This window comes from Neisseria sp. P0016.S008, assembly GCF_051957775.1.
Lineage (GTDB): Bacteria > Pseudomonadota > Gammaproteobacteria > Burkholderiales > Neisseriaceae > Neisseria > Neisseria flavescens_B.
Map to the genome: position 1 here is coordinate 134,158 of NZ_JBQCWB010000002.1, position 25,183 is coordinate 159,340.

Genomic DNA, 25,183 nt, shown 5'->3' on the forward strand with positions numbered 1-25,183 from the left:
CTAAAGGATAAAAAATGGCCAACGCAAAAGAACTCAACCAATACACCCAAAACATCCGCCTCATCGAACCAGGCGACCGCGTTATAGGCGGCAATGATGCCCCAATCAATCAACCCCTGCAAGCACTAGCTAACCGCACCTTATACCTTAAAAACCAAGTCGAATCCAAGATTGGCAATAAAGGTACGCAAGTTATAGAAGGTCAGATCAACATTCAAACCAACGCATGGGAAAAAATCCGTTTTACCAATGGCGACGGCAGCTACTGGCGTTTTGAGACCGCCCCCGTATCTGAAGGAGAAAACGGCGCACGCTTCAATTATGTTTTTACATCGGGAAGTCGAGAAATCGGGCGCGTACACTTCCCGCGCGTATCCGGATCGGAAAGCGTCGCCTATCAAAGTTGGGTCGAAGCCAATGCCGCCCGACTTGCTACTGACAAAATGAATGTCGCCACCACCAACTACTATGCAGACCAGTCCGGAGGCTATACCAAAAGCGGATTTTACCGATCCAATGGCCGTCAGCTTGACGGAAATGCCCTGCCAACAATGGAAATCCACATTGCCCATCCGGAAGTAGTGAACGGCGCACACGCCCGCGGCATCGGCTTCTCATACGGCTCGTCGTCCAATCCGTATCATCTCGTTACCTCTGCTTGGGATGCCAACGGTCGTTATATCGGCATGAGAACCGTCTTGACCGAAGAAAACGGCGTCATGCTATCAAATGACCAAACCGTCGGCGGTGTCAAAACCTTTACATCAAAAGCCGTATTTAATGCGGGATTGTCCGTATCCGGCAATGGAAAATCTGCCGACATCAATACTGGGGAAAAAGACGTTTATTTGCGCAACACGGCAAGCAATAAATACCTGCAACTTAAGGACGACGGCACCTTGACATACAGTGGCGTCAAAATTGCCCTTATGTCCGATAAATCTGATGCCGTCAATCTGGACAGTACCGACAGTCTTGCCACATCCAAGGCCGTCAAAACCGCCTACGACAACAGTATCCGACGCGGAGGTGCAGTAGGTTTGGGCGGGCAGAATCATCAAATTGCCATCGGTTGGGACACGCCCGGACTGATTGCGCGTGTCGATAACAACGTGATGAATGTAGGCGTCCCCGTTGGTGCCGTCGCCTACTTTGCCCAAGATGTCCCACCATTTGGATGGTTAAAAGCAAACGGTGCGGCAGTATCCCGTACCATCTATGCCAACCTGTTCGCCGCCATCGGCGAACGTTACGGCCGTGGTGACGGACGCACCACTTTCAACTTGCCCGACTTGCGCGGCGAATTTATCCGATCATGGGATGACGGCAGAGCCATTGATAGAAATCGTGCATTAGGCTCATGGCAGGCGGATGAATTCCGCAGCCACAGCCACGGCATCGGCGTCAACCGCATGTCCGACACCGACAGGGGTAGTAATCCGTCAACCGTATCGGTTGACACTGTCGGCCAAACCGACCCGGCTGGCGGCATTGAAACCCGCCCTCGAAATATCGCCCTGCTGGCATGCATCAAAGCATAAGCCGCCTTAAACCATTTAGAAAGGTAAAAAAAATGACCCAAAACATCCAATGGACAAAACCCGTTTGCCAACTTGATGCCGACCATCTCTACATCGGCCAAACCACAGCCGATCTGGACATCATGGCACGCGACGGCAGCTATCTGATTCCCGCCGGTTGCATCGACACCGACCCGCCTCAAATCAGCGCAGGCAAAGCCGCCCGCTGGAACGGCGAAGGATGGGACTTCATCGAAGACCATCGCGGCAAAACTGCCTACCGAAAAACTGATCGCACAGCCGTTATCATCGACCAAATCGGCAGCCTTTCAGACGACCTGACATTTTTAAAACCTTCCTCACGGTTTGACGAATGGGATGGAGAAAAATGGATGGAAAACCAAGACAAAAAAGCACAAATTGAAGCCGAATTTCTAAACGCGTCCAAGGCTGCTTTAATCCGCGCCATCAACCGTCAAGCCCAAACCATTGTTGCCCAAAAATCAGGCATGGACGACCTCCCTGCCTTTGAAGTGCAGAGCTGGCCTATCCAGGCCGCTGAAGCCCGCGCATGGTCGGTAGATAAAAGCGCGGCCACGCCCGTTTTAGATCAAATTGCCCAATCGCGCGGAATAGATGCAGACAAACTCAAAGCCGCCGCCCTGCGCAAAACCGTTGCCTATGAGTCCCTCTGCGCTACCGTTGCAGGCAAACGCCAAGCCATCGAGAAACAAATCGAAGCCGCCCAAAACTTAGACGAACTCAACGTCATCAACACCGAAATCAATATCTGATTTACAAGGCCGCCTGAAAATGAAATCAAACATCAAAGCCTACTTCAAGAATCTTGCCATTGCTGCCGACCAAACAATTAATGCCGTATTTGGCGGCTACCCGGACGAGACCCTGTCCAGCCGCCTCTACCGCAAAGATGTCGAAGCAAACAAAAGTCACTGGACAGCCATCCGAAAAGCAGTTGACGCACTATTTTTCTGGCAGAAGAGCCACTGTCGAGCCGCCTATCTTCGCGAAAAACAAAAAGCCCACTTCCCTGAAAGTCTCAAATGACCATCCAGACAAAAAACCTGACCTTATACAAAGGCGATACCCGTATTTTCAGAATCGGCTTTGACGGTGGAGGCCTGCCATTCGAGCCTAAATCCGCGCAATGGGCAATGACTGTCCGCGGGCAGACAGGCGAAGAGCTGCGCCCCCAAATCAGTGTCAGCGGGCAAGAAATTATTATTACTTTCCCCGCCCACTTGACTCAAAACACCGCATGGACATTAGGCCAATACGACCTACGCGCCGTTTTCGGGGGAATCGTCTGTACCGTCCTGCGCGGAGAAATCTACATTGCTCCCTCCATTACCAACGTCAGCGGCATTATCGGCGAGAGTACCGAACCCGTCCGCGTCAGCATCATGGAGCAGGGGCTAGTCGTCGTATCCCCTGCCGAAAGCACACCAACCGCCGGCGTATCTCCTGAAAAAATACGGGAAATCGTAAAAGAGGTCATTAAAGAAACACAAAACGGCAACGGCACGGAACACATACCGTCAACTAGACCTGAACAACCGGTTGCCCCTACTCCGAATCCAGCTGCATCCACTGACCTGACCGACGAAACACTGGCAGAAGTGTATAAAAAATTAGGAAATAAACAATGACATCAAAATTAGATCAAGCCGTACTGGCAATTACCGATGCAGTAGTGGCGGCAAAAGAAGAATCCGCAAAAGCCAAAAAACTTGCAGAAAATCCAAACGTGACCGCCTCTCTTGACGAAGAAGGCCGTCTGAAACTAAACGACAATACGTCCGACATCCACCTCATTACACCCGCCAAAGTATCAGAAGCAGTAGGCAATGCCTTTGCCGATGTCAAAACACCATCACTGATTATTACCGAGCAGGCCAAGTTCGAGGGCGAACAAATCGAGGCTGCCGCCAAGATTGCCATTGAAAAAGGTAAGTTCTATATCGAGGACGCCTTGACACCCGAACTGCGTAAAAAAGTTTACGACGGTTGGTACAAAAACAATCCTTCTAAAGAAGACGCATTGAATATTGTCCGTCTGATTCAGGCATGGTACGACCGTCTGCCGTCTAACGTCTTTATTTCTTCGCGCGGCGGCTTTTTCCCGGTAACGAAGAACACAGGTTACAAGCCGGAATACTACGGCGCGGACGGACGGCAAATTTCCGTCGGCGGCATGGTGCTGACAGTCAACGGCCAACAGCCGTGTATTACCTTTCATCATTCCGTTTTTAATGTGTACGACTTCTCGTTGGCAGAATTTTGCGTGGAAGAAATGGGGCAGGACGTGTTCCACTTGTGCGGCAAATCAGAGGGCAACACCATTCTGCACGGCGGCAAAATTACCACACGCGCCTATAAGGACTATGGCTACACATCAGGCATGGCCGACCCTGACAAACGATGGATTCCGCATATCGACGGCTGGACGCGCGAAAAACCGCACATCGGCACAGGTATGGCGCTGAAAGGTACGGCGGAGGCAGGTTTCAATACCACCACACTGTCCCACGATGTTGCCCGTTACATGAACAATTCGGCTGATACATCAGGTGTACAACAACCTGAAGGATATACCCGCGAAAAAATCCGCCAACTGCACATTGACGAATCGAGCCAACGCTACCGCAGCGTCGGCGGCTACTGGAATTCAGACGGCCTGTCGCAATTCCCGCAAGATGACGGCACGGTTGCACCCACATTCGGCCTCTGGCGCGGTGGTCAGGTATGGAGTCGCGGTTACGGTTGGCGACTGTTCGACTGCAGAGGCACAGAAATCCGCTACTTCGACGTACGGGGATTTACTGGCGGCGCAGTGATTGCAGGTTTACATGGTTCTCCGTCCGGAGAGGATGTAGGCGGCGGCGAAGTCGCCAAGGCCTACGAAAAAGGCATGGTTGCCGTCAATACCCGCATCACGGGCGGATACTTTACCCACAACTATACCTGCGGTGTGGAAGCAGTCCGCGTATCAGGCTACGAACTTTGCGGCATCTTTGCCCCTGATTCTGTAGTCGGACACCCCGATGCACATCTGGAACATGTGCGTGGCTGGAATAATTCTATCGTCAGTCTCGATCCGGGTTATCAGCAATGCACATCCCGATACCTGCCAATGGACAACCTATTCATCCACGACAACGTGTTCGGTTTTGGCAAGCGCAAGGTAATGGATATTCATACCGGCAACAACGTCAAAATCGTAAACAACAGTGGCCGTGCCATGTACTACGGCATTTCCACCGTAATCGAAGAAGTATTTGCCGCGACGGACGGACGCGCCTCCAAAATTGCAGACCCGTACAGTTTCTATTACCAAGACAGCAATATCGAAATTACGGGGAATACCATTGTCAGCGGCAACATCGGCATTCATCCGATTAATGGTGCATTGGGAGTGCTTTCTCGCCGCAATCAGAAGAAATGGTGGCTGCGTTGCCGTCAACTGATTAACGACAATACGGTCTATGCCCCGCGCGGTTTGCAATGCAACTACGGGCACAACCACTTTCTGATTGAACGCAACCAGTTTACATTTGCCCTGCCGTTCGGCGATTTTTACGGCATGCGCTACGTTTCAGGATTTGCCGTTACCAATGGCGGCAGCGGCTATACCACCGCCCCTAAAGTCATCATCACAGGAGGCGGTGCGGAAGCCTTCGGTGCAGAAGGCGAAGCAGTAGTGAAAGACGGTAAAGTTACCGAAATCAAGCTGCGCCGCATCGGCAGCCGCTACGACACACCGCCAACCGTAACCCTCGAAGGAGGCGGTGGTACGGGTGCGACGGCTACCGCAACCGTCAACACATCGACATACGGCATGAGCGTGGGCGCAGAAGCGCGTTACGGCACAATGTTGGCTGCACAAATCCGTGGGAACTACATTCAAAATTCACCCGACGGCAACTTCATGCGCCAGATGATAATTGGCAAGTTGCGCGGCGCGTCCATTGTCGGCAATCACTGCGACATTACCCCGTACAAAAACGCCGAGCAGGGCAAAACCGAAGTAGGACAACCCTATACCGTTGACACAGTTAAATACCGAAACGGACTACTAAGTGCAGGTTTCTACCCTATCGGAGAATTAGACAACTGCACCGTTGCCGAGAATTACATGCACAACCAACTGACCGATACAGTAGAAGTATGGACAGGTGCGCGTAACCACAAAAATACACAGACTACTGACTATGCCGCCACCCTGCTGCAGGCGAAGCTGTCAGATTTAGAGGCCGAAATCACTAAACTCAAAGCATCGACAGTAGGTAAAGCATCTGAAACAGTCACACAGCCGACACCAGAAACAGCAGTACCAAAAGCTGATTCAGCAACGCCTAAAGCAGAACCTGAACAACCGACCTCCACTGCTAACGAACAGCCTGCACCTGCCGCCACAGAAACATCCATTAAATTCACATTTAACGGCCTCGAATCCAGCGCCACCGAAGCTGTTGGCAGCAATAGTGAGGCTCGTCTGAAGAGCGTCATCAATGCACTCCGCGCAGGAGAGCCTGAAGGATGGACAGGCGCATTCGGAGAAGAGGGCAACATCCGTTACATGAAGGCACAGGCCGGCGAAAACGGTAAAGGCCACCGCTATATCGAGAGTAGCGGAATTAGTGCCGCAGCCGGTACTCCGACCACAGTCATTATGCCGTTTAAACTTGAAAAAGGAGGCACACCAGGGGCAGCATTTATCCTACTGCCGATAACAGGCGAAAGCCCCGCCGTTGGCGGCGTAACCGCCACTCATGGCGAAAACGGTTTTACTCTACGCATGCCGGAAAATGCCACAGTCGATGGCAAAGTCAACCGAGCAGGCAATACCTATTCCTACGGTGAATGGCATATAGCCGTTGTACCTTGGAATACCGCTTTTGACAAAATCCGTATCGGTACCAGCCACGTTGCCAATACAGGCCGTACAGTTCGAATCGGTGCAGGTTTTGAAATCGTACAAGGAGATGTGTCAAAAGCCGCCGACAAAGGCGCGGCATTGATGACAGGGATTTACCGCAAAGATGGACAGTGAAGTTCAGATGTCCGATGAAGAAAGGATTAAAGAGGAAAAGATACAACAACTCAAAGTGGGACGGCGACGTAGCGGTGCGGGAACACCGCTACGCCAGCCAAGCAGAGCAACCCTGCATTGACTTCTAGGCCGCCTTAGTCTCTAGAGACCGAGGCATTCTATCCGTGATATGGGAGTGAGTGCAAATGCAAATCTACCGCGAAATGCGCTGCAAATACTGTGGCAAACTGCTTGCCAAAGGCAGCGGATGCGTGCAAATCAAATCCGTACAGTTCGAATCGGTGCAGGTTTTGAAATCGTACAAGGGGATGTGTCCAAAGCCACCGATAAAGGCGCGGCATTGATGACAGGATTTGGCATCGCCGCCGCTTAAGACAAACAAAGGCCGTCTGAAAACTTCAGACGGCCTAAAAATCCCACTCAAAACCTCCACCGCTTGCCACCGATAAAAAGCAAAGCAACAATCAGACCATCCCCAAAGAAACGGACAGCCACATGACCGCAAAACGCATGCACGGCGTAACAGCCAACGAATTCACACACGGCGCGCGCCATATTTCCGACATCGCCACCAACATTATCGGCATCGTTGCCACCGCAGACGACGCTGATGACACAGTCTTTCCCGCTACCAAACCCATATTTTCAACATCCGTCTCTGCCCTGATTGATAAAGCAGGCAGCAAAGGAACCTTGGCAAAATCCCTAGACGCAATTGCAGATCAGGCAGATGCCCAAATCGTTGTAGTCCGCGTTCCCGGCTCAACCAAAGCACCGGAGCAGAAAGCAAACGTTATCGCAGGTATCAAAGCACTGGCGAAAGCTCCCGCACATACCGGTTACAAACCAAAAATCATTGGTGCGCCGGAACTTGACGACGCTGACGTAACCGCCGAGCTGGTTGTAACCGCCAACGCTCTTGAAGGCTTCGTATATGCATCCGCCGGCGGCGCAGAAAATATTACCGCCCTGACCCAATATAAGAACGGATTTGGGCAAAAAAACCTCATGCTGATTGACAACGAATTCATGACCTTCGGCGCTTCCAAAACCCAAGAAACTGCCGCTACCGTTGCCCGTATCCTCGGCGCACGCGCCATGCTTGACCAAAAAATCGGTCCGCACAAATCCATTTCAAATACCGAAATTCAAGGCGTATCCGCCCTTAAATACCCACGCAGCTTCGGACTTCTGGACATCAACAGCGACGCCAATACCATCAACAACCTCAACATTACCACCCTCATCCGTGAAAACGGCTTCCGCGTTTGGGGCAACCGCACATGTTCTGCAGATCCTGCCTGGGCATTCGAACCGACAGTCCGTGTCTCTTCCGTAATTAAAGAGACCATCGCCGAAAGCTTTCTCTGGGCAATGGACAAACCAATGCACCCGAGCCTTATGATTGACATCATCAACAGCATCAATGCCAAGCTCGCCGAAAAAGTCTATCAAGGCTGGTTATTGGGCGCGCAAGTCTTCATCGACCCCAAAAAAATCGAAAAAGAACGCGTAGCCGGCGGTATCTTTGCCTTCGACTACGAATTTACCGTAGCCCCGCCTTTAGAGAATATCGAACTCAACCAACATGTATCAGACCGCTTTATCGTCAACCTGACCGACCGCGTTATCGAATTCGCATCTAACCTCAAACCTACCACCGTCTAAACTACCTTGCCTCCCAATAATTCCCCTCTCCCAACAGAGAGGGGTTAGGGATAGGTACCCAAACACAAGTAATAAAGGACACCCCAATGCAGCTGCCACGCATCTTGAAAAGTTTTAACGTCTTTACCGACGGACTCAACAAAGACGGCGTCCTCATGACCGTCAAACGCCCAGACATCAAATTCAAAACCGAAGACTATACCCCGGGCGGCGGTATGGGCGAATTTACCGTCATTCATGGCATCGAAAAATTAGAGCTGGAGCTGACCAGCAAAGGTTTCGATCTTGAGCTGTTCAAATCCATCAGCCACAAAATTAATGGCAACCTCTTACGCTATCAAGGCGCATTGCACAAAGAAGACGAAGAAACCTACCAAACACTGGTCGGCGAAGCGCGTGGCCGAATTATCGAAACCACACGCAGCGAAGACAAAGCGGCCGAAGGTGGAGAGCAGACATTCAAATATGCCCTAACCTACTGGAAAGAAACCGTCGATGGAGAAGTCGTTTTTGAAGCAGACCTCATGGCGAACAAACTCATCATCGGCGGCAAAGACGTTCGTGCCGGCATTCGCGCCGCATTAGGCCTCTAAACACATACAACAGGAACAAGTAAATGCAAGAACCAAAAATCAAAATCAACCCCGACGATACCCTGACCGTAACCCTGACCGACGGAAAAGCCTACACTCTGCGCGAACCGCTGGCCAAAGACATGGCAGGCATGGGACAAGACCTCATCAAAATCAAACACACCGAAACTGTTCAAAAGCTCCTCTCAAAAATCAGCACCCCAAAAATCGGCATGGCACAATATGGCGTATTAGGTATGGCAGATGTACAAGCCCTCAATGCCGCTATTGATTTTTTTTCAGCCGCACCTTCGGCGAAAGCAGAGATTCAGGAAGCCTTTGCCGATTTGGGCTATACCCATGCTTCCGATACCGAGCCGGCCAGTTCGCCGACCTTATAAAAGCAGCGCCAGACATCTGGCAGGCTGAAGAAGATGAAGACGTTACTGCGTTTTACCCAATAGACGACGCCCTTGCCCTCTGCACCATTACTTTCAAAGGAGGTATCGGCTGGTTCGCAGGACTAAATCTTTTTACCCTTAACCGCTGGGCAGCCAAAGCCGCCGAAATCCAACGCGCACGCCAAGGAGACGGACAATAAAAAAGGTCGTCTGAAATCAATTCAGACGACCTTTTCAATCGACAAAATAATCAAGGAAGCATCCATACCATAAGGGCAATGACGGCAACAAAAAGCCAAAATAATGCGCCATACCACCAAATGACAGAATCGACTGCATTCAAAACCGAATCCGCCAAGATTTGATTTTTCATTTTACGTTTCATCTTAAAGCTCGAGCCATGACAGACAAGACAATTAATATTATCCTCAAAGCCGCCGACAAAGCAAGCAAAACGTTTGACAGAATTAAAAAAAGTAGTAGCGGGCTGTCGGGCGAATTGGCGAAAAACAAAAAAGAAATGCGCGATCTCGAGCGCGCCCAAACCGCACTGGTAAAAATCGGCAAGGCAGAACAATATTTCAACCGTCTGAATGAGCAAATCATCCGTAATTCTGCCGCCACAAGCCGTCTTACTTCCGAAATCGACAAAACGGGCGTTGCCACAAAAAAACAGGCAGCAGAACTCAAAAAGCTGACCCGTGAAGGCGAAAGGCTGAATAACGAATACGAAAAACAATCCGCGCAGCTAAAACGCTACAAAGACCACATGGAAAAAGTTGGCGTATCCGGACAAAACCTTGAAAAAGAGCAGGCAGAGATTGCCGCCCGAATGCAGAAGACTACTGCCCAAATCGAAAAGCAGTCCACCGCCTTAGAAAAGCTGGAAAAACGACAACAGAGTCGAATCAAGGCCGCCGCCATCGCAGGTATTGCATCGGGTGTCTCATCATGGACAAGTAGCAAGGCTGCCACCATGAGGCAAGGTGCAGGGCATGCCATCAATACAGCCATGTCCGAAGAAGATGCAATGCAGGGACTGATCCGCCAAGTCGGCATCCTCAAAAATACAGACGGCAGCCTAAACCACGCCGAAATCGCTAAAATCCGCGCCGAAGTCCAAAAACTAAGCGGTGAATTGCCCATGGCAACGGTTGAGATCATGAATATGATGACTGCCGGCGCGAAGATGAATATCCCACGCCAAGAGCTTGCAGCCTACGTTACCGAAGCCGTCAAAGCTGCAAATGCCTTTGAAGCAGCAGACCCGGGTGCGCTTGCAGAAGAGCTGGGGCGCATTCGCCAAAACTTCAAATTATCTAAAGAAGCCGCTTCTGAACTAGTCAACGTCATGAACTACCTTGATGACAACGCACTGGTTGCAGGCGACCAGCTCATCAGCTACATGAACGAAGTATCAGGCAGCATGGGTTTGGCGAAAATGAACGAGAAGCATGTAGCGGCTCTAGGATCCGCCCTTATGTCCGCAGGTGTAGATGCTTCCACCTCTGCCAAAGCGGTCGGCAGCCTCATGACAAGGCTGGGTACCGCACCTGATATGAAACCCGTACGGGAAGCCCTGAAAAGCATAGGTATAGACGCAAAATCCGTTCAAAAAGGCATGGTCGAAGACGCGCAAGGTACGCTTGAAAAAATCATTGCCACCGTCCAACAAATGCCGAAAGAGCAACAAGCAGGCATTCTCAAAGGCTTGGCAGGCGGCGAATATAACCGCGTATTTGCCCAACTTATCGCTAATACAGAGCTTTGGCGCGAGCAAATCCGCCTTGCCACCTCTCCGGACGCATTAGGCAGCCTCGACAAAGAGTTCGAAATTCGTGTCAACGCCATGTCGTCCAAATGGCAGATGTTCAAAAATAAGCTCTTCAATACCGAATCAGGCTTTGGGCGCAGTATGTTTTCAGGCTTAGAATACGGCATGAATGTCATTTCAGGCTTATTGGATAAGTTCAACGAATGGTCGGCAAAAAATCCAGAGGCCGCCGCCAAACTTGGAAAAATCGCATTTTATGCAACCGCAGCAATGACCGCCTTAGCAGGGCTGGCCGCAGTTATTGCCGCAGTTGCCGTCCCCTTTGCCGCCGCCCGCATTGCCTTTGGCGGATTCGGCATGAGTATTCTTAAAGTATTAGGCATTGCCCTACGTTTCATGACATTAAATCCCATAGGCCTTGCGCTGACTGCCATAATCGGCATCATCTATCTCGTTTACACCAATTGGGATACATTGACTGCCGCCTTCATCAGAGGCTGGGAATGGATTAAAAAAACATTCGCCCAAAACCCCATCCTATACGCACTGACCGGACCGATTGGCGCAATCGTTGCACTGGCCACACACTGGGACCGCATCAAAAACGCCCTCATCACAGGCTGGGGATGGATAAAAAAAACATTCAGCGGCAACAACCCCATATCCTACGCCCTCTCCGCCGCACTAGGCCCAATCGGTATCCTCATCAAAAACTTCCAAATCCTCAAAACCGTCGCTACTAGCGCATGGGAATGGATGAAAAAAGCCTTTTCCACCAAACCGACCGCGCCGGGAGGCAGCGCAGCCGGTTATGGCGTAGGCGCATACATTCCCAACAAAGGATATTCTACAGGTGGTTACACAGGGGCGGGCGGTGTCAACCAAGCGGCCGGTATCGTGCATAAAGGCGAGGTTGTCTTCAATCAACAAGATGTAGCCCGCTTCGGAGGATGGCGTGTTCTGGAAAAAATCCGCAAAGCAGGCTTGGGCGCATTGCAGAGCATTATCCCCGCCGCAGCTGAAGAACCGCGCCCTTCCCTTGTCGGAGCAGTTCCCATATCGGCAGGGTTCAATCACACAAACGCAGGTGGTATGACCGTCAACATTACCATCAACGGCGGTAGCCAAAGCCCTGCCGACATCGCCCGCGAAGTTGCCCGTCAGATTAAGCAGATTGCAGACCAAGCCGCACGTCGTGCCCGTAGCGCATTTTCAGATGACTGACACCAAAAAAGGACACTACCATGCTTGCCACATTAGGATTCTTCCCCTTTCTCATCCGCACCATCCCCTTTCAAACCATCAACCGCCAAAGCGGCTGGAAGCACCCAAATCAATCCACCGTCGGCGGCGGTATTAATCCCACCCAATACCTAGGGCCGGAAACTGACACCCTGACCCTGTCAGCCGAAATGAGGCCGGAAATCACAGGGGGAGACACCTCCCTGGCCATGCTCCACCTCATGGCAGAGCGTGGAAAACCATACAATCTCATCCTCGGCACAGGTCAAATAATGGGCGCATACGTCATCACATCCATCAAAGAAGACAGAAGCCAACTCATGCACGATGGCAAAGCCCGTTCCATCAGCTTCAGCATAGAATTAAAAAAAGTATCCGACAGCCCGCTGGGACTAAAAGGCAAAGCCCTTCAGCTTGGCGTATCCATCGCCCGCAGCATTGCAGGAATCTGACATGACCGCACTTACCCAAATCAAAGACCAAGCCGTCAAAATCTTCAACGCCATTACTGACACCGGCGGCAACCATCTAACCCCAGTCGCCAAGCTGTCCATAAACGGCAAGCCGTTCAATACCGACGCTCTCTCCCGCATCATCTCCATCAGCCTGACCGACAAAAGCGGCTTCGAGGCGGACGAGCTGACCGTCAGCCTGTCCGACCACGACGGCAAGCTCGCCCTGCCCCCGAAGTCTGCCGAGATAACCATCGCCCTGGGCTACATCGAAACAGGCATTGTCGATAAAGGCAGCTACAAAATAACCGAAGTAAGCTGGAGCGGCGCACCCGATACCCTGCACATCACCGCCCAATCCGCCGACACATCCGACCGATTTTCAGAGGCAAAAGAAAAAAGCTGGCACAAAACCAGCCTGAAAGAAATCATCGAATCCATTGCCGCCGCCAACGGCTACACACCAATCATCGGCAAAGCCTACCAAGACGAAAAAATCGACCACATCGACCAGAGCAACGAATCCGACGCCGCCTTCTTGTCGCGCCTTGCCGAACGCTACGACGCCATCGCAACAGTCAAACACGGCCGCCTCCTGTTTGTTTCATCAGGCGAAGCCACGACCGCCGGCGGGCAGCCGTTGCCCACAATCAGGATTACCCGCAACAGCGGTGACCAATATGCATTCAGATACAGCAATACCGAAAGCTACAACGCCGTCCGCGCCTACTACATCGACAAACAGACAGGTAAAAAGCACGAAGTCGTCATTACCGAAGACAACTACGACCCCGTCAAAAAAACCGTTACCACCACCAAGCAATACAAGACCAAGCGCAAAGACGGCAAAACCCACAAAACCACCACCAAAGAAGTAACCGAAATCAAACAGGTGGATACTGCCGGCAAAAAAATCAAAACCCTGCGCCATACCTACCAAAGCCCCAAAACCGCCGCCACCGGCGCGCGCGCCGCGTACAAAAAACTAAAACGCGGCGCAATGGAATTCGATATTTCCCTAGCCATCGGCCGCCCCGACGTCGCCCCCGAAAGCCCCGTAACCCTACAAGGATTCAAGCCCGAAATCGACGCAGAGAAATGGGTCGGAAAAGAAACCGTCCACACCCTCGACGGCAACGGACTGACGACCGCCGTCAAACTCCAAAGCCTGATCGACGTACCGATTGTCCTCTACGAAGGCGAAGTCAGCCCAAACTTTGCCGCCGCAGTTTCCAAACCCTGACCAAAACAAAAGGTCGTCTGAAAAAATCAGACGACCTTGTTTATCCATAGCCAACATCAAGACGGCACATCCTTAATCTGCTCGTCAATCAGCTTCTTCAGCTCATAGCGTTTATCATCCGCCACAATCAGGCGTGTCAATTCATCATTGGCAAACAGAAGAACCTTCATACTCTTATGCGACGTGCGTAGAGCCTCCAGCCTGACCGTAGAAGCGATTTTATGGCTGGCCGCAATAATACCAAGTTCCGCCAGACCGCTGCTGGATTCGATTTTGGACACAAACGCCAAAAAATCATTCTTATCGACAGGAGCGGAAGGACGGTTTTTTGCCTCCACAAAAATATACTTGCCGAATTTAGCTAAAAACGCATCATCAATATCATTGCGTAAAATCAAATCCACTTCCGAAGTCGCATCCGTTACCCGTTTCCGAATAAACTGAAAACCGATCTGTCCGAAAAGATTGACAAGGAAGTCCTCAAACAACACACCCTTGCGGAACGGGTCCTTTTCATTTTTGGCAGAACTGTACGCATTCAGCAACATCTTACTGTTTTCCGAAAACTCACCGTCCCGTTTTTCAAAATAACCGGCAACCGTCCGTTCCAATTCCGGCACCCATTCCGCCATCGATTTTTTCTCCGACACCGCCAACACGCTGCCAGAAGTCATCAGGTCCTGCATCGCCGTTAAAAACTCCGGCAGCCATGCCGACACGATAATAACCTTCGCCAGAGGATTGTTTTCCAAGATACGGCGGCATATTTCCAAGCCGTTGAACGGATAATCATCCATCCGCAGATCCACAATCGCCAGCGAGCAGAAGCGGTCGGCAACTGCCTGCATAATCTCATGTTCGCCGCTCAAAGGCTCGAACACATATCCATTCCCGCCCATACGCTCATTAAGCTGTTTTGCCAGCCCGTCGGCCTGAATCTTTTCATCATCGATAACAAAAATATGCTTATACATCGTCCAATCCTATAAAAGGCAGGGTAATCAGGAAACGCTTCGAATATTCCGCCCTGTCTGACGGCACACATTCAACCGTTCCCTTCAACAATTCACAAATATAACGTGCATGGTAAAGTCCGATGCCGCTACCTTCCGTAGTAGAGTATCCATAATCGAAGATTTTGTCGAGACAGATTTGCTCAACAGCTGCGCCCGTATCGTAAACCGAAAAGAAAAGCTCATGGTTTTCCTGATCGATGTCAACCGCAAACAACACCTCGCGCCGCTCGAAATCCCGCAAATGGCGGCAGGCATTAATAATCAGATTACTGAATACCTGAAGCAACGAATGAAAAGGATATTTAGTCCGCAAATCGATGTCTTCCAGCAATTCCTTCGTGAACAAAACCCCGTTTTCCTCCAGCATCGAACGAGTCAAAGCCTCCGTCGCGCCAATCAGGCTGTTGACCTTGAAAATCCCGTCCCGCCCGTGCGGCACAAGCTGCGCAAAATTGCCCATTACCTCCCGAATCATGTCCAACTGTACCCGCAGACTTTCCAAATGCCCCTCAGTAATCTCGTCCGCCCTATAGCTTGTCAAGATGACATCCATGTTTTGAATACAGTTTTTCATATCATGGCCGAGGAAATTAGACAGCGCGGCAATATGCAGATTATGAGATTCCTCTGTTGCCGCCATATTCCGTTGCAGTGTCTCGATGAGAAGCGTATTGCTGTTTACCGTTTTCTGTAAAGCATCCAATTCTTTTATGATTGCCCGCCGCCCGTTGCTCATCTTTTTTACGGGTTTACGGTATTGAGGCAGCGGAAACAAGCCTTTTGAATCCGTCATCACGCTTTCTCCCTAAAAACAGCAAACAATCTTTCCAGTATTTCCAACTGGTTCGTTTCCTCATCCGTAACCTTCCTGTCTGCTTTAGCGACATTACGGGCATATTCCAAGATTGAATCACGCCATTCAGGGAAACGCTGGTTAATAGCACGGACGGCAAAAGAAAAATCCATAGAATCCGGCACGGGCCAAGACTTCATAGCGCCAAGCGCATAAGCAAGAAAATCATTGCCCATTTCCGATTTGTCCGTCAGCCATTGTGCAATATACCGCTGTTCAGACGGCGCATATCTCCCATCGCAATAGGCGATATAGACCAACACATCCAAAATCGGCCTCATCTCCCGAATAAAAAAATCCATCTGCCGTTCAGGAGCCTCTTCGTACCGTTCCTGCAAACGCCGTCTGAAAAGCGAAGGTTCGACCACTTCGCCCGTCTCCAAGTCCACCAGTCCGATGATGCCGCTGTATTTGAATGTCCTGACCATTTTCCGTGCATGGCAGAACGCGCGGATATAGCCGTCGCTGTCGAGCGCGAAGGCGCGCACGTCGATGATGCGGCGGCTGGATATGCCGTCTGTGTTGATATAGTCCATCTCGAAGCTACCGCCCACGGGCAGAATGGCGAAGTCTGATTTTTTAGTCATTTAAAAACGCCTTCCGTCGGATAAAGTAACCCAGCCACCCCAGACATCTTTCATTTTTCCGATGGCAGAGCGGGCGGGGAATATATCGCCAATCGTGGCAATGGCAACGCTGCCCGAGACGGCAAGTGCTTCTTCCAGCAGGTTGGGTGATTGGGCTTTGGCTTGATGCAGCAGTGCTTCAAATTCTGCCAGTGTGGTTGCTACGGGCAGTCTGTTAAGGATGTCCTTTAATGCAGGGTAGTGTTTTTTTATCTGCTGTTCGCGGTCGGCGAGCAGCTTTTCAGCCTGTTTGACCGATTCAGGTTTTTCCGGTGCGGGATTTTGGGCGGTTTCGGATTTTTTGACGGCGGCGACAAATGCGGCGACGGTATCTTCCGCATTCCTGGCTTCGATTTGGGCGGATAGCGTGTCTATATTCAGGCAGCGCAGCATCCAGTCTTCGACTTCGCGCCGTTCACGCCAGTCCAGTTTGCCCGTCTTTGACCATCCGATGTAGAGGATGGCAGATAAAAGCGCACGATGTCGGGCGGCAAATTCGGCGGCTTGGTTTTTAAAGTTGTTTGTCAAGATTATTCCTTTTTCAAATATCCCGGAAATCCAGCGGCAGGACTTTCCAGAATTTGCCGTGTACGGTCAGCTCGCCGAATTCGTCGGGCTCGATGACGAAGTCGGATTTGCTGTACACGGGGTTGTCGCTGATGACGTGGATGACGCCGGCTTTGCCGCGCGAGAGGCGTTTGAGGTAGGTGTAGCCTTGGAAGGTGAAGAGATAGACGCCGCCGGTTTCGAAGGTATCGATGTCGGTGCGGATGAGGGTGATGGATTTTTTGGGAATGGTCGGCTCCATGCTGTCGCCGTCGGGGGCGAGCAGCTTCACGCCTTTGAGGTTGTCTGTGCCGAGCAGGTCTTTGAGTGCGGCTTTGGGGATTTCGAGCGAGTGCAGCAGCACAGGGCAGTCGGGGTTGAGCCTGCCGTGTCCGCAACTGGCGGATACGTCGAAAAGGTCAAGACGCACCAAGTCGTCTGAAGGGTCGTCTGAAAGGGTTTCAGACGACCTTATCATTTCAGGTATATTTTCTCTACTATCAAGCCAGCCCCTTGGTAAATTTAAAGAAGTTTCAATTTGAGAAGCGATTGCATCGCCTATTGGTTTCACTCCGGTAATCCAATGACTGACTTGTGCAGGTTTTTTTCCTATGGCATCTGCAAAATTCTTTTGTTTGCCGTCATACATTTCTGAAATAAGAGTTTTCACGCGCGACACCCTAGACATAAAAAAATCTACCTTTTAAAAACAATCGAGTATAAATATATACCAAAAGTAATATACTTTGGGTATTGCTTTACGTTTTATCTTTGGTATAATTAAGTTATCTAAGGTAAACAAAGAGACGAAAAATGAATGAAGCGATCGAGAAAGCGGCTGAGTATTTCGGCAGTGCCACACGATTGGCAAGAGCGGTAGGAGTATCGCAACCAAGCGTAGTGAAATGGAAAAACGGCGGCGGCATGGATGTACGCCACGCAGTCAAAATCGAAGACTTGACCGAAGGACGAGTTACCGCCCGCCAAATTTCAGACGGCATCAACCCCAATCAAGGAGCAGAAAAATGAAACATGTTGCAAATGTTATGAGAATGAATGATTGGAATACAAATCAGGAAAGCACGGTAGGGCGAATCTTTGTCAAAGGGCGCGGGAAAGCCAAAAAGCACCTGATTGTATGGCTGAACGGTAACGAAGAAGTGTTTGGCGGTAACTATTACGACGCATGCGCTTCCGGACTGAGTGCCCATGCGTGGAATTTCATCCGCCCCGTCTAATATTTAACCTGAACGGTGTAACGGAGTGATGACAAAGCGGAAAGACGCTTGACCCGCCGGACAGTCGGCATCAACCCAAAAAGGAAATGTCATGTGTCAAAACTGTATTCACAAAATCGAAGGCAGACTGTCTCTCAAACAACACGTCCACGCCGAACCCTGCCCCAAAACAAGCGCGCCGGAAGAATTAGCCACAGCCGCCGTCGAGGTCAAGTTTTACGGCGAAGAGCTTGATTTGCTAGCGCAGGCTGCCTTTGCCTCCGGCAAGTCTTTGGCTGCATTCGCCGCCGAAGCTGCGTTGGAATACGCGGAAATGTATCTGCGAGCCTTTGAAGACGCATCGGCAAACCTGAAACGGAGCAATGGAAATGGCGCAGCGCAACATCAGTAAGGCGGAACACGGAAATATGCGGGTACAGATTACCTGCCCTTGCTGCGGCAGCCGCTGCAAGGTTACGGCAAGTCGGAAGATGACAGACCGCGTCCGTTATAGCTCTGTGCAATGCTTGAATGCTTCATGCAGCTGGTCGGGCGTGGTGGCGACGGAAGTCATTAAAACCATCTCCCCGCCCAGTCCGCTGCATCAAAACCCCGCCTTGATACCGCCGCAGATGACGGCGGATGAAATCCGGGAACAACACGGCGAAAGCAGTCAGAAAAATTTGTTGTAAAGGGAAAGAAAAATGAACGGCGAAATCGTCCCAACGTGGAAGTCAGCACCGCAGCGGGTTCGCTTTTTTAGAACCAAAGCCCAAGCCCGCGCCATGTGGAATATCGGCAAAAAGTTGGCAAGCAGTAAAACTAAAAACGCAAAAATCATGAACGGCTTGGAGCGCGACGCGCTCTTGGAGCGAAATACAGACCGTCAGCCGTTGACGGCTTACAACGATACGGAAGTCGTCAGAAGTTGGCTGGTTACGCCGGAGCAAAGCAAGGCTCTGGAAGACAGCCAGAAGTTGATAAAGGAAATCGCCCGACTGAGCAATATGCTGAATCAGCAAAACGTAGTGTACAGCTTGGGCTTGCCGGTTCTTCAGCTTTCCGAAGCCGCCAGACAGCTTGAAGGCATAGACGAAAAAATAGCCCGCGCGGTATATGCCGGCAGAAAAATGAAAGTAAACCCTGTTTCAGACGACCTTAAGGCTGCCTGAACCCGACCAAACAAGGAAACATCATGAAAATCAAAATCCGCTACATCATCCTCGCCCTGATGCTCGCCGCATCTTATTTTATGCTTGGTTCGACCCACGGAAACATGGCGGAACAGCCGCAAACGCTGCCCGCGACTGACCCTGTCTGCGTTTACGAATCGCCTACCTTCGACCACATGGGCGGCGACGCTGAAATTCCGCATGAGGTGGGGCAATGAGTATCTTCGCAATCATCGGCATTGTTTTCGCCGCCGCGCTCGCTGCTTGGCTCTACGTGGATTACAAAATTGAGCAGAAGAAGCTGGACGCGGAAATAGAAGAAAGAATTCAGGATTATTTTAAGCATTGAGATGAAACCATGCAGATATATGAAACCGACCAGTACATATGGTGCGATACCGGTAATCGACTGATGGTATCCGAGCCTGAAGTTTCAGACCGCACGGTTGAAGAATTTGATATGGAGTTAGGCGAAGTCGGAAGTATCCGATTTCGCCACTTGGCAACGATTAGAGGCCGCCGGATATATCAAGCAGTTTTACTAAATCCGCGCCCTTGTCCAAAGCGAACTCAATCAATCGGGACGATAACCGCTTTAAACCCTCCTCCGGCAGAGAGCGAATAATTTTAAGCAGTGTTTCTTTTTGACCGGTCGGAATGTCTGCCTTGTCTATTTTTAGGGCGACCAGTTCCCGCAGGGTTTCCGCATCCAGTCTGACCGTAACTACCCCTAAAACCGCAGAAAGACCGCCGTCTTCGGCAAGGAAATCAAAAGCCTTTTCAGTCGGTTTCACATAATCGATGGAATACGACCCGCCTAAAAAGCGGGTGAATTTGAAGTTGACCAGTCCGTGCATTTCCAAATACATCAGATTGCCATCTGTTTCATCCTCACCGTATTCAGCGCGTAAGGTATGAAGGAAATTCGGTGGAGGGTCTTTGGGGAAGCATTCTGTCAGGACTGACAATATTTTTCTTTGAAGTTCGCGATTGAGCTTCATTTCAAGTCTCCGGGAAGGTTGTTTAGGAGCTTCCATTCTAACGGAGCAATGACAAAGCGGACAGACGCTTGACTACTCGGACAGACGGGTATTTCAGACGACCTTTTCACACAGGAAAAATCATGGGCATATCAATTCACACAGCAAATGCAAAGGCGGCGCAGCAAGACTACGCCGCCAAAGCCTTTTTGCTGATTCCGCCTGTGTTGCGCGAAGGGTTTGAAAGCCTGAAACCTGCAGAGGCATCAAAAGCGCGTTCGTTCTTTACTGATTTGGTCGTCCGTCAGTTGGACGGCGGCATTCAGCCCGCCGCTGCGCGTGTTCGCGCCGAAGATGGTCTGAAAACCCTGCTCGACAATCTGACCATTTTGCCGCCTGCCGTCCGTTCGGCAGGTTTGGACGCTTCGGACGACGACATCCGTGTCCTCGCCGAGGCTGCCGCCAAAGATATTTATTTCAAGAACCGTATCGGCTGGAGTCTCGCCGGTCTGATCCATTATGCCGCTTCCGAATACGGCATCGACACCAAAAAAGTATTCAAGGACAAAATCCCCGAAGCCATCGAAGCTCGTCTGAAAGCCCCTAAATTCTGGCGTCGCCAGCTTCGCCGCATTTTCGCGCGCGCTGCCGAACGCTACCGCCGCGGGGCGGGCTTTGTATCCCGTAAAACGGGGCTTTATGCCTCTGATGAAGCGGTTTTCCGCCGCTTGTCTCAAAAGCGTCGCAATCTTGCCATGTTGCAAACCATGATTGCCATCAATGAGCTGGGGCAAGAGTTTACGCTTGAGGCCTTGTCTGAAGTCTCTGTATCCAATCCCGCCCTGCGTCGCGCCGAATTGATGGTGCGTATTCGCGGCTTCGAGGAAATCGCCCGTCTGAAAAACCACGTCGGCGAATTTTTTACGATTACCTGCCCTTCCCGCATGCACCGTATGCACCACTTCGGCAAGCCAAACGAGAAATTCAGCGGCGAAACGCCGACGCAGGCGCAGGCCTACTTGAATAAAGTATGGGGTCGTATCAATGCGGAATTAGGTCGTCTGAAAATCAAAATCTACGGCTTCCGCGTTGCCGAGCCGCATCACGACGGCACGCCGCACTGGCACGGGCTTGTCTTCATGGAAGAGCGACACCGCCTTACCTTCCGCCGCGTCGTGGCAAAACACGCCTGCCGCGAAAACCGTGAAGAGCTGGGTTTGAAATACTTGGCGACTGCAAAAGCAGCAGACGCGGAAGCCCGCCGAATCCAAGCAAAAATCCGTGAAGAACAAGGCAGTGCGCCTACGCTCGCCGCCATCCGCGCCGGTCTGAAAACCGAGAAAAAATTCTGGGCATCCAAATATTTTAAATTTTGGAAGGAAACCCCTGCCTCTGCCCGCGTTGACTTTGAAGCCATCAACTGGGCGCGTGGTTCGGCTGCCGGTTATATCGCCAAATATATCGCCAAAAACATCGACGGCAAAAGTCAAAGCGGCGACGGCTTGGGCGTTGACTATGAGTCTGACGCGCTGTTGAGCATGGCGGAAACCGCCGTCCGCGTGGACGCATGGGCAAGTCATCACGGTATCCGCCAGTTCCAGCAAATCGGCGGCTGCCCCGTTACCATCTGGCGCGAACTGCGCCGAATCAACCCCGACGCTTCAGACGACCTTTTAATGCTCGCCCAACAGGCTGCCGACATGGGCGACTGGATGCGTTTTACCGTCCTTTTGGGCGGCGAGTCCGTATCGCGCAAAAACGTCCGTCTCGGACTGTACCGCGAAGAGGCGAAAGAGCCGAACTGCTACGGCGAAATTCCTGCCGACCGCATCATGGGCGTTTACGAAAAAGCCACAGGACGCGTCGAAATTTCGCGCGTCCATTCGTGGGTTTTGAAAAAAAACGGCGGCACCGCCGCCGCTTGGACTTGTGTCAATAACTCTACGAAAATGAAATTCGACCCCGAATCTGCGCAAAATTTAATCAATCGCCCAGTAGCGGCAACCCTGGCCGACCTAGAAAAAACCGAGCCTGTAGAATGGCTTATTTGGAAACACGGATTTTCAGTGCAAACCGCCGTTGATTTAGTTCAGACAGGTTTAAGTCCTGAATTGGCGAAAGAATATAAAAAAGACATGCTCGATTTAGACAATATCGAAGAGCTGAGATACATGAGCCGTGAAACCCGCGAAAAAATCGAAAAAGCGGCGAAAGATAATGCCTTCCATAGCGAATCAGCCCGCAAAAAACAAAGAAACTACCGCGAATACATCCGCAGTATTGAAAAACTACGCCGTCCACTCGTCAGCGGACTGACTCCGCAAGAACCTATTTTTGACTTCGCCGCCATCAAGGCCGCAAACGAAGCCAATATCCGCGCCAAAACCGTCCGCTACACCAAGCCGCAGTACGACACCGTTGAAAGCGCCATCGAATCTGCCCGCGCCGCCATTAAAGCGTCGCAGGCGATGAATGACAAATTGATTAACCGAAACTGACCAACAGGAAAGGAACAAAAATGGGTGAATACATCACGTTGGATGAAGTGAAAAAACTATGGACAATACCGGGCAAAAAGCCGCCGTCCACGACAACCATTTGGGCGCGCCGCCGGGCGGGGCTGATACCGCAGCCGAAGTTGGTGGGACGGGACAACCTCTACAAGCGGGAGGAAGTCATCAGAATGCGGGACGAGTATTTATACAAGGATTAATAAATGGTTTTTAGGTACGGCAGCGTTTGCAGCGGAATTGAAGCGGTATCCGTAGCGTGGCAGGGGATGGGGTTTGAACCGGCATGGTTCTCGGAAATAGAGCCATTCCCATGCGCCGTCTTGGCACACCACTACCCAAGCGTCCCGAACTATGGCGACATGACGACGTTACCGGAGCGGATTTTATCAGGCGAAATTGAGGCACCGGATATATTGGTCGGCGGGACGCCTTGCCAGGCTTTTTCGGTTGCCGGTTTAAGAAACAGCCTGAATGACGAACGCGGAAATCTTACGCTTGTTTTTGTAAGGATTTTAAATGCAATTAACACTATTCGAAGACGCTACGGACTGCCCGACGCAGTTGTACTGTGGGAAAACGTCCCCGGCGTTTTATCAACACGAGACAACGCCTTCGGATGTTTTTTGGCAGCTTTGCTTGGCGAGTCCAAAGAGCTTGTCCCAACAAGGGGCAGATGGACGGGTGCTGGTATTGTGCGTTCGGACGAATGCGAAATCGCATGGCGAATCTTGGATGCCCAATATTTCGGAGTCCCCCAACGTCGCCGAAGAGTGTTTCTTATCGCAGGTAATCGAGACAGACGTGCCGCCCAAATACTATTTGAGCAGCCGAGCAAAAGTAGGAATCCTGAGACGGGCGGAAAAAAGGGGAAAGAATCTGCCACATTTATTGAGGGAAGCTTTGGAACATTCCAGGCATCCAACACCGCCGGCACGTTAAAAAGGAAAGGAGGGGCTTTATCCGGAGGGAGCGAAACACTTATTGTCAATATTGGAGCAACGTTAAGCACTGGGTTTGGCGGTAGAGGCGTAGATTCAGACCAAATCTGCAATGGTAATTGCGTTATCACTTTCCCGGAAGTCCGCAAACTAACCCCAGTTGAATGCGAAAGGCTGCAAGGATTCCCAGACAACTACACTCGGATTACATGGCGAAACAAGCCAGCCGAGCAATGTCCGGACACGCCGCGATACATGGCAATAGGAAACAGTATGGCAGTTCCGGTCATGCGATGGATTGGGAGTAGAATAAAATAAAAAGGCCGTCTGAAACTTTTCAGACGGCCTTATCCTATTTATCCACCTTGGACGTTGCCAAAGTGTACGGCTTAAATTTAAAAACCTCCGCGCCGAATGCGTCGTTTGCTTCGAGAAACGCCGCCTGTATCGGCTCGATTTCATTCGCGGCGAATACTTCCGCCGCCGTCCGGGCATCGCCCAAGCCGCCCGCCGCCGTCGGGACGACCCCCATCAATGAAGGAGGCACGCGGTGTATTGTCAGCATATCTTGGGAGGTTACTCCTTTAATATTTAAAAATTCATCCTTGGCGGCAACCTCTGAAATCGGAATCAGTTTGATACCTTCAGGTTTACCGTCAGGCGAGCGCAAAAAGACATTGCGGAAATTGCCTTCGCGTTGCGCTTTTTTAAATTGGTCCTTGAGATTATTCCAGTCATCATTATTCATATTGTTGTCGGTTGCATACACGATAAAGCCTGCATGGCTACCGTTGTCGTAGTAGCGCCGTCTGAATGTCGTGGCCGAGTGGTTAAGCTCTGCCGAACTTAAACCCGCTAAATAATCGGGGATGCCGTAAATCTCCTGCACCAAATCCGGTTGCATCAAATGAATAATATCCGATTTCGGGATAAAGTCCGCAGTCTCAAAAACATGGTCGCGCAGGTAGAAATAGCCGTCTCTGTCGTAATTTTTCGAAGAGCGGCGCATATAGACGGACAGTCGGTTTTTAAATCCCAAGACCTTGCCGAATCGGTTGCGCTCCGCCGCCAGATAGCTGTTGCCGGTCACGAGGAAATTAAATGCCAGCTTTTTAAATTCGGCGCGGTTCAAAAGCGCGGTCGGTTTGAATGTGGAAGTTAGGACGTTCAATTTGCAGTGCAGCGCAGACGAATGATGTACGCCTACTCGGAGTAAACCGATCAAGTCCTCCTGATTGACGGGCAGTTCATAATAATGGCCGTTGTCGGCGCATTCCCACGCCGCGCCGAGCCAAGACAAACGCTCGTCGTAGCCCCAACTGAAAATCTCTAAATCTGTGCGTGGTTCATTGCCTGTCGAATTTAAATCAGACATA

General features: G+C 51.0%; 30 protein-coding genes. 22 read left to right on the forward strand and 8 right to left on the reverse strand.

Translation table 11 applies throughout. The annotated features are described in order from the left end of the window. Window positions 1-14: 14 nt before the first annotated feature. The 9 genes from ACTHS8_RS02835 (at window position 15) to ACTHS8_RS02875 (ending at window position 9,235) form a co-directional block, all read left to right on the forward strand. The gene (locus tag ACTHS8_RS02835) at window positions 15-1,541 is read left to right on the forward strand and encodes a tail fiber protein (protein WP_440372919.1); all 1,527 of its coding nucleotides are present in this window, start codon (window positions 15-17) and stop codon (window positions 1,539-1,541) included. 32 nt (window positions 1,542-1,573) lie between these two features. Continuing rightward, window positions 1,574-2,314, forward strand: a complete 741-nt coding sequence (locus ACTHS8_RS02840; RefSeq protein WP_440372920.1) for a tail fiber assembly protein — start codon at window positions 1,574-1,576, stop codon at window positions 2,312-2,314. A 19-nt stretch (window positions 2,315-2,333) separates the two neighbouring features. Beyond that, window positions 2,334-2,588: a hypothetical protein gene (locus ACTHS8_RS02845; RefSeq protein ID WP_070647023.1), complete on the forward strand. Its 255-nt coding sequence runs from the start codon at window positions 2,334-2,336 to the stop codon at window positions 2,586-2,588. Continuing rightward, window positions 2,585-3,190 carry a hypothetical protein gene (locus tag ACTHS8_RS02850; RefSeq protein ID WP_070647021.1) on the forward strand — a complete coding sequence of 202 codons (606 nt, stop codon included), beginning with the start codon at window positions 2,585-2,587 and terminating at the stop codon, window positions 3,188-3,190. The genes ACTHS8_RS02845 and ACTHS8_RS02850 overlap by 4 nt, the downstream gene beginning before the upstream one ends. Continuing rightward, on the forward strand, window positions 3,187-6,594 hold the full coding sequence (locus tag ACTHS8_RS02855; protein ID WP_440372921.1) for a hypothetical protein: 3,408 nt from the start codon (window positions 3,187-3,189) through the stop codon (window positions 6,592-6,594). Before ACTHS8_RS02850 ends, ACTHS8_RS02855 begins: the two co-directional genes overlap by 4 nt. 247 nt (window positions 6,595-6,841) lie before the next feature. Further along, a complete protein-coding gene (locus tag ACTHS8_RS02860; RefSeq protein WP_440372922.1) occupies window positions 6,842-6,967 on the forward strand; it encodes a hypothetical protein in 126 nt (41 codons plus the stop codon). Window positions 6,968-7,089: 122 nt separating this feature from the next. After that, complete coding sequence (locus tag ACTHS8_RS02865; protein ID WP_222571220.1) at window positions 7,090-8,262, forward strand: phage tail sheath subtilisin-like domain-containing protein; 1,173 nt, start codon at window positions 7,090-7,092, stop codon at window positions 8,260-8,262. A gap of 86 nt (window positions 8,263-8,348) precedes the next feature. After that, on the forward strand, window positions 8,349-8,855 hold the full coding sequence (locus tag ACTHS8_RS02870) for a phage major tail tube protein (RefSeq protein ID WP_063075566.1): 507 nt from the start codon (window positions 8,349-8,351) through the stop codon (window positions 8,853-8,855). Between the two features lie 23 nt (window positions 8,856-8,878). Next, window positions 8,879-9,235, forward strand: a complete 357-nt coding sequence (locus tag ACTHS8_RS02875) for a hypothetical protein (RefSeq protein WP_070647002.1) — start codon at window positions 8,879-8,881, stop codon at window positions 9,233-9,235. 250 nt (window positions 9,236-9,485) lie between these two features. On the opposite strand, the gene ACTHS8_RS02880 is transcribed toward ACTHS8_RS02875, so the two are convergent. After that, complete coding sequence (locus tag ACTHS8_RS02880; RefSeq protein WP_265511155.1) at window positions 9,486-9,608, reverse strand: hypothetical protein; 123 nt, start codon at window positions 9,606-9,608, stop codon at window positions 9,486-9,488. Window positions 9,609-9,635: 27 nt separating this feature from the next. On the opposite strand from ACTHS8_RS02880, the gene ACTHS8_RS02885 reads away from it, so the two are divergent. From ACTHS8_RS02885 to ACTHS8_RS02895, 3 genes are read left to right on the forward strand one after another with little or no spacing between them, the layout of a single operon-like run. Further along, complete coding sequence (locus tag ACTHS8_RS02885; RefSeq protein WP_440372923.1) at window positions 9,636-12,233, forward strand: phage tail tape measure protein; 2,598 nt, start codon at window positions 9,636-9,638, stop codon at window positions 12,231-12,233. Window positions 12,234-12,253: 20 nt separating this feature from the next. Then, window positions 12,254-12,703 (forward strand): phage tail protein, encoded by a 450-nt coding sequence (locus ACTHS8_RS02890; protein WP_063075563.1) that lies wholly within the window; start codon window positions 12,254-12,256, stop codon window positions 12,701-12,703. Between the two features lies 1 nt (window position 12,704). Further along, on the forward strand, window positions 12,705-13,946 hold the full coding sequence (locus ACTHS8_RS02895) for a contractile injection system protein, VgrG/Pvc8 family (RefSeq protein WP_440372924.1): 1,242 nt from the start codon (window positions 12,705-12,707) through the stop codon (window positions 13,944-13,946). A 56-nt stretch (window positions 13,947-14,002) separates the two neighbouring features. Here ACTHS8_RS02895 and ACTHS8_RS02900 read toward each other — a convergent pair whose 3' ends face one another. Genes ACTHS8_RS02900 through ACTHS8_RS02920 form a run of 5 tightly spaced genes read right to left on the reverse strand, consistent with a single transcriptional unit; the run spans window position 14,003 to window position 17,657 of the window. Further along, window positions 14,003-14,920, reverse strand: a complete 918-nt coding sequence (locus ACTHS8_RS02900) for a response regulator (RefSeq protein ID WP_063075561.1) — start codon at window positions 14,918-14,920, stop codon at window positions 14,003-14,005. After that, entirely contained in the window at window positions 14,913-15,755 is an 843-nt protein-coding gene (locus ACTHS8_RS02905) for a sensor histidine kinase (protein WP_063075560.1), read from the reverse strand. Before ACTHS8_RS02905 ends, ACTHS8_RS02900 begins: the two co-directional genes overlap by 8 nt. Beyond that, a complete protein-coding gene (locus tag ACTHS8_RS02910; protein WP_440372925.1) occupies window positions 15,755-16,402 on the reverse strand; it encodes a TerB family tellurite resistance protein in 648 nt (215 codons plus the stop codon). The genes ACTHS8_RS02905 and ACTHS8_RS02910 overlap by 1 nt, the downstream gene beginning before the upstream one ends. Beyond that, window positions 16,403-16,969 (reverse strand): hypothetical protein, encoded by a 567-nt coding sequence (locus tag ACTHS8_RS02915; protein WP_315111558.1) that lies wholly within the window; start codon window positions 16,967-16,969, stop codon window positions 16,403-16,405. Window positions 16,970-16,982: 13 nt separating this feature from the next. Further along, complete coding sequence (locus tag ACTHS8_RS02920) at window positions 16,983-17,657, reverse strand: LexA family transcriptional regulator (RefSeq protein WP_315111556.1); 675 nt, start codon at window positions 17,655-17,657, stop codon at window positions 16,983-16,985. Window positions 17,658-17,800: 143 nt separating this feature from the next. Here ACTHS8_RS02920 and ACTHS8_RS02925 point away from each other — a divergent pair, with 143 nt between their 5' ends. The 7 genes from ACTHS8_RS02925 (at window position 17,801) to ACTHS8_RS02955 (ending at window position 19,725) form a co-directional block, all read left to right on the forward strand. Beyond that, complete coding sequence (locus ACTHS8_RS02925) at window positions 17,801-18,016, forward strand: transcriptional regulator (protein ID WP_440372926.1); 216 nt, start codon at window positions 17,801-17,803, stop codon at window positions 18,014-18,016. Next, complete coding sequence (locus ACTHS8_RS02930; protein ID WP_045074473.1) at window positions 18,013-18,225, forward strand: hypothetical protein; 213 nt, start codon at window positions 18,013-18,015, stop codon at window positions 18,223-18,225. Before ACTHS8_RS02925 ends, ACTHS8_RS02930 begins: the two co-directional genes overlap by 4 nt. 91 nt (window positions 18,226-18,316) lie before the next feature. Continuing rightward, the gene (locus ACTHS8_RS02935) at window positions 18,317-18,616 is read left to right on the forward strand and encodes a hypothetical protein (protein ID WP_440372927.1); all 300 of its coding nucleotides are present in this window, start codon (window positions 18,317-18,319) and stop codon (window positions 18,614-18,616) included. After that, the gene (locus ACTHS8_RS02940) at window positions 18,594-18,896 is read left to right on the forward strand and encodes an ogr/Delta-like zinc finger family protein (RefSeq protein WP_440372928.1); all 303 of its coding nucleotides are present in this window, start codon (window positions 18,594-18,596) and stop codon (window positions 18,894-18,896) included. Before ACTHS8_RS02935 ends, ACTHS8_RS02940 begins: the two co-directional genes overlap by 23 nt. 12 nt (window positions 18,897-18,908) lie before the next feature. Then, window positions 18,909-19,376, forward strand: a complete 468-nt coding sequence (locus ACTHS8_RS02945) for a hypothetical protein (protein WP_440372929.1) — start codon at window positions 18,909-18,911, stop codon at window positions 19,374-19,376. A 23-nt stretch (window positions 19,377-19,399) separates the two neighbouring features. Next, a complete protein-coding gene (locus ACTHS8_RS02950; RefSeq protein ID WP_440372930.1) occupies window positions 19,400-19,594 on the forward strand; it encodes a hypothetical protein in 195 nt (64 codons plus the stop codon). After that, window positions 19,591-19,725, forward strand: coding sequence for a hypothetical protein (locus tag ACTHS8_RS02955; RefSeq protein WP_440372931.1), 135 nt, complete (start codon window positions 19,591-19,593; stop codon window positions 19,723-19,725). The genes ACTHS8_RS02950 and ACTHS8_RS02955 overlap by 4 nt, the downstream gene beginning before the upstream one ends. A gap of 160 nt (window positions 19,726-19,885) precedes the next feature. Here ACTHS8_RS02955 and ACTHS8_RS02960 read toward each other — a convergent pair whose 3' ends face one another. Continuing rightward, window positions 19,886-20,377 (reverse strand): hypothetical protein, encoded by a 492-nt coding sequence (locus ACTHS8_RS02960; protein ID WP_440372932.1) that lies wholly within the window; start codon window positions 20,375-20,377, stop codon window positions 19,886-19,888. 122 nt (window positions 20,378-20,499) lie between these two features. Here ACTHS8_RS02960 and ACTHS8_RS02965 point away from each other — a divergent pair, with 122 nt between their 5' ends. Genes ACTHS8_RS02965 through ACTHS8_RS02975 form a run of 3 tightly spaced genes read left to right on the forward strand, consistent with a single transcriptional unit; the run spans window position 20,500 to window position 24,125 of the window. Further along, complete coding sequence (locus ACTHS8_RS02965) at window positions 20,500-22,854, forward strand: replication endonuclease (RefSeq protein WP_440372933.1); 2,355 nt, start codon at window positions 20,500-20,502, stop codon at window positions 22,852-22,854. Window positions 22,855-22,874: 20 nt separating this feature from the next. Beyond that, window positions 22,875-23,069 (forward strand): hypothetical protein, encoded by a 195-nt coding sequence (locus tag ACTHS8_RS02970; protein ID WP_045074460.1) that lies wholly within the window; start codon window positions 22,875-22,877, stop codon window positions 23,067-23,069. A 3-nt stretch (window positions 23,070-23,072) separates the two neighbouring features. Then, complete coding sequence (locus ACTHS8_RS02975) at window positions 23,073-24,125, forward strand: DNA cytosine methyltransferase (protein ID WP_440372934.1); 1,053 nt, start codon at window positions 23,073-23,075, stop codon at window positions 24,123-24,125. 34 nt (window positions 24,126-24,159) lie between these two features. On the opposite strand, the gene ACTHS8_RS02980 is transcribed toward ACTHS8_RS02975, so the two are convergent. Further along, window positions 24,160-25,182, reverse strand: a complete 1,023-nt coding sequence (locus ACTHS8_RS02980) for a phage portal protein (protein WP_440372935.1) — start codon at window positions 25,180-25,182, stop codon at window positions 24,160-24,162. Between the last annotated feature and the right edge of the window lies 1 nt (window position 25,183).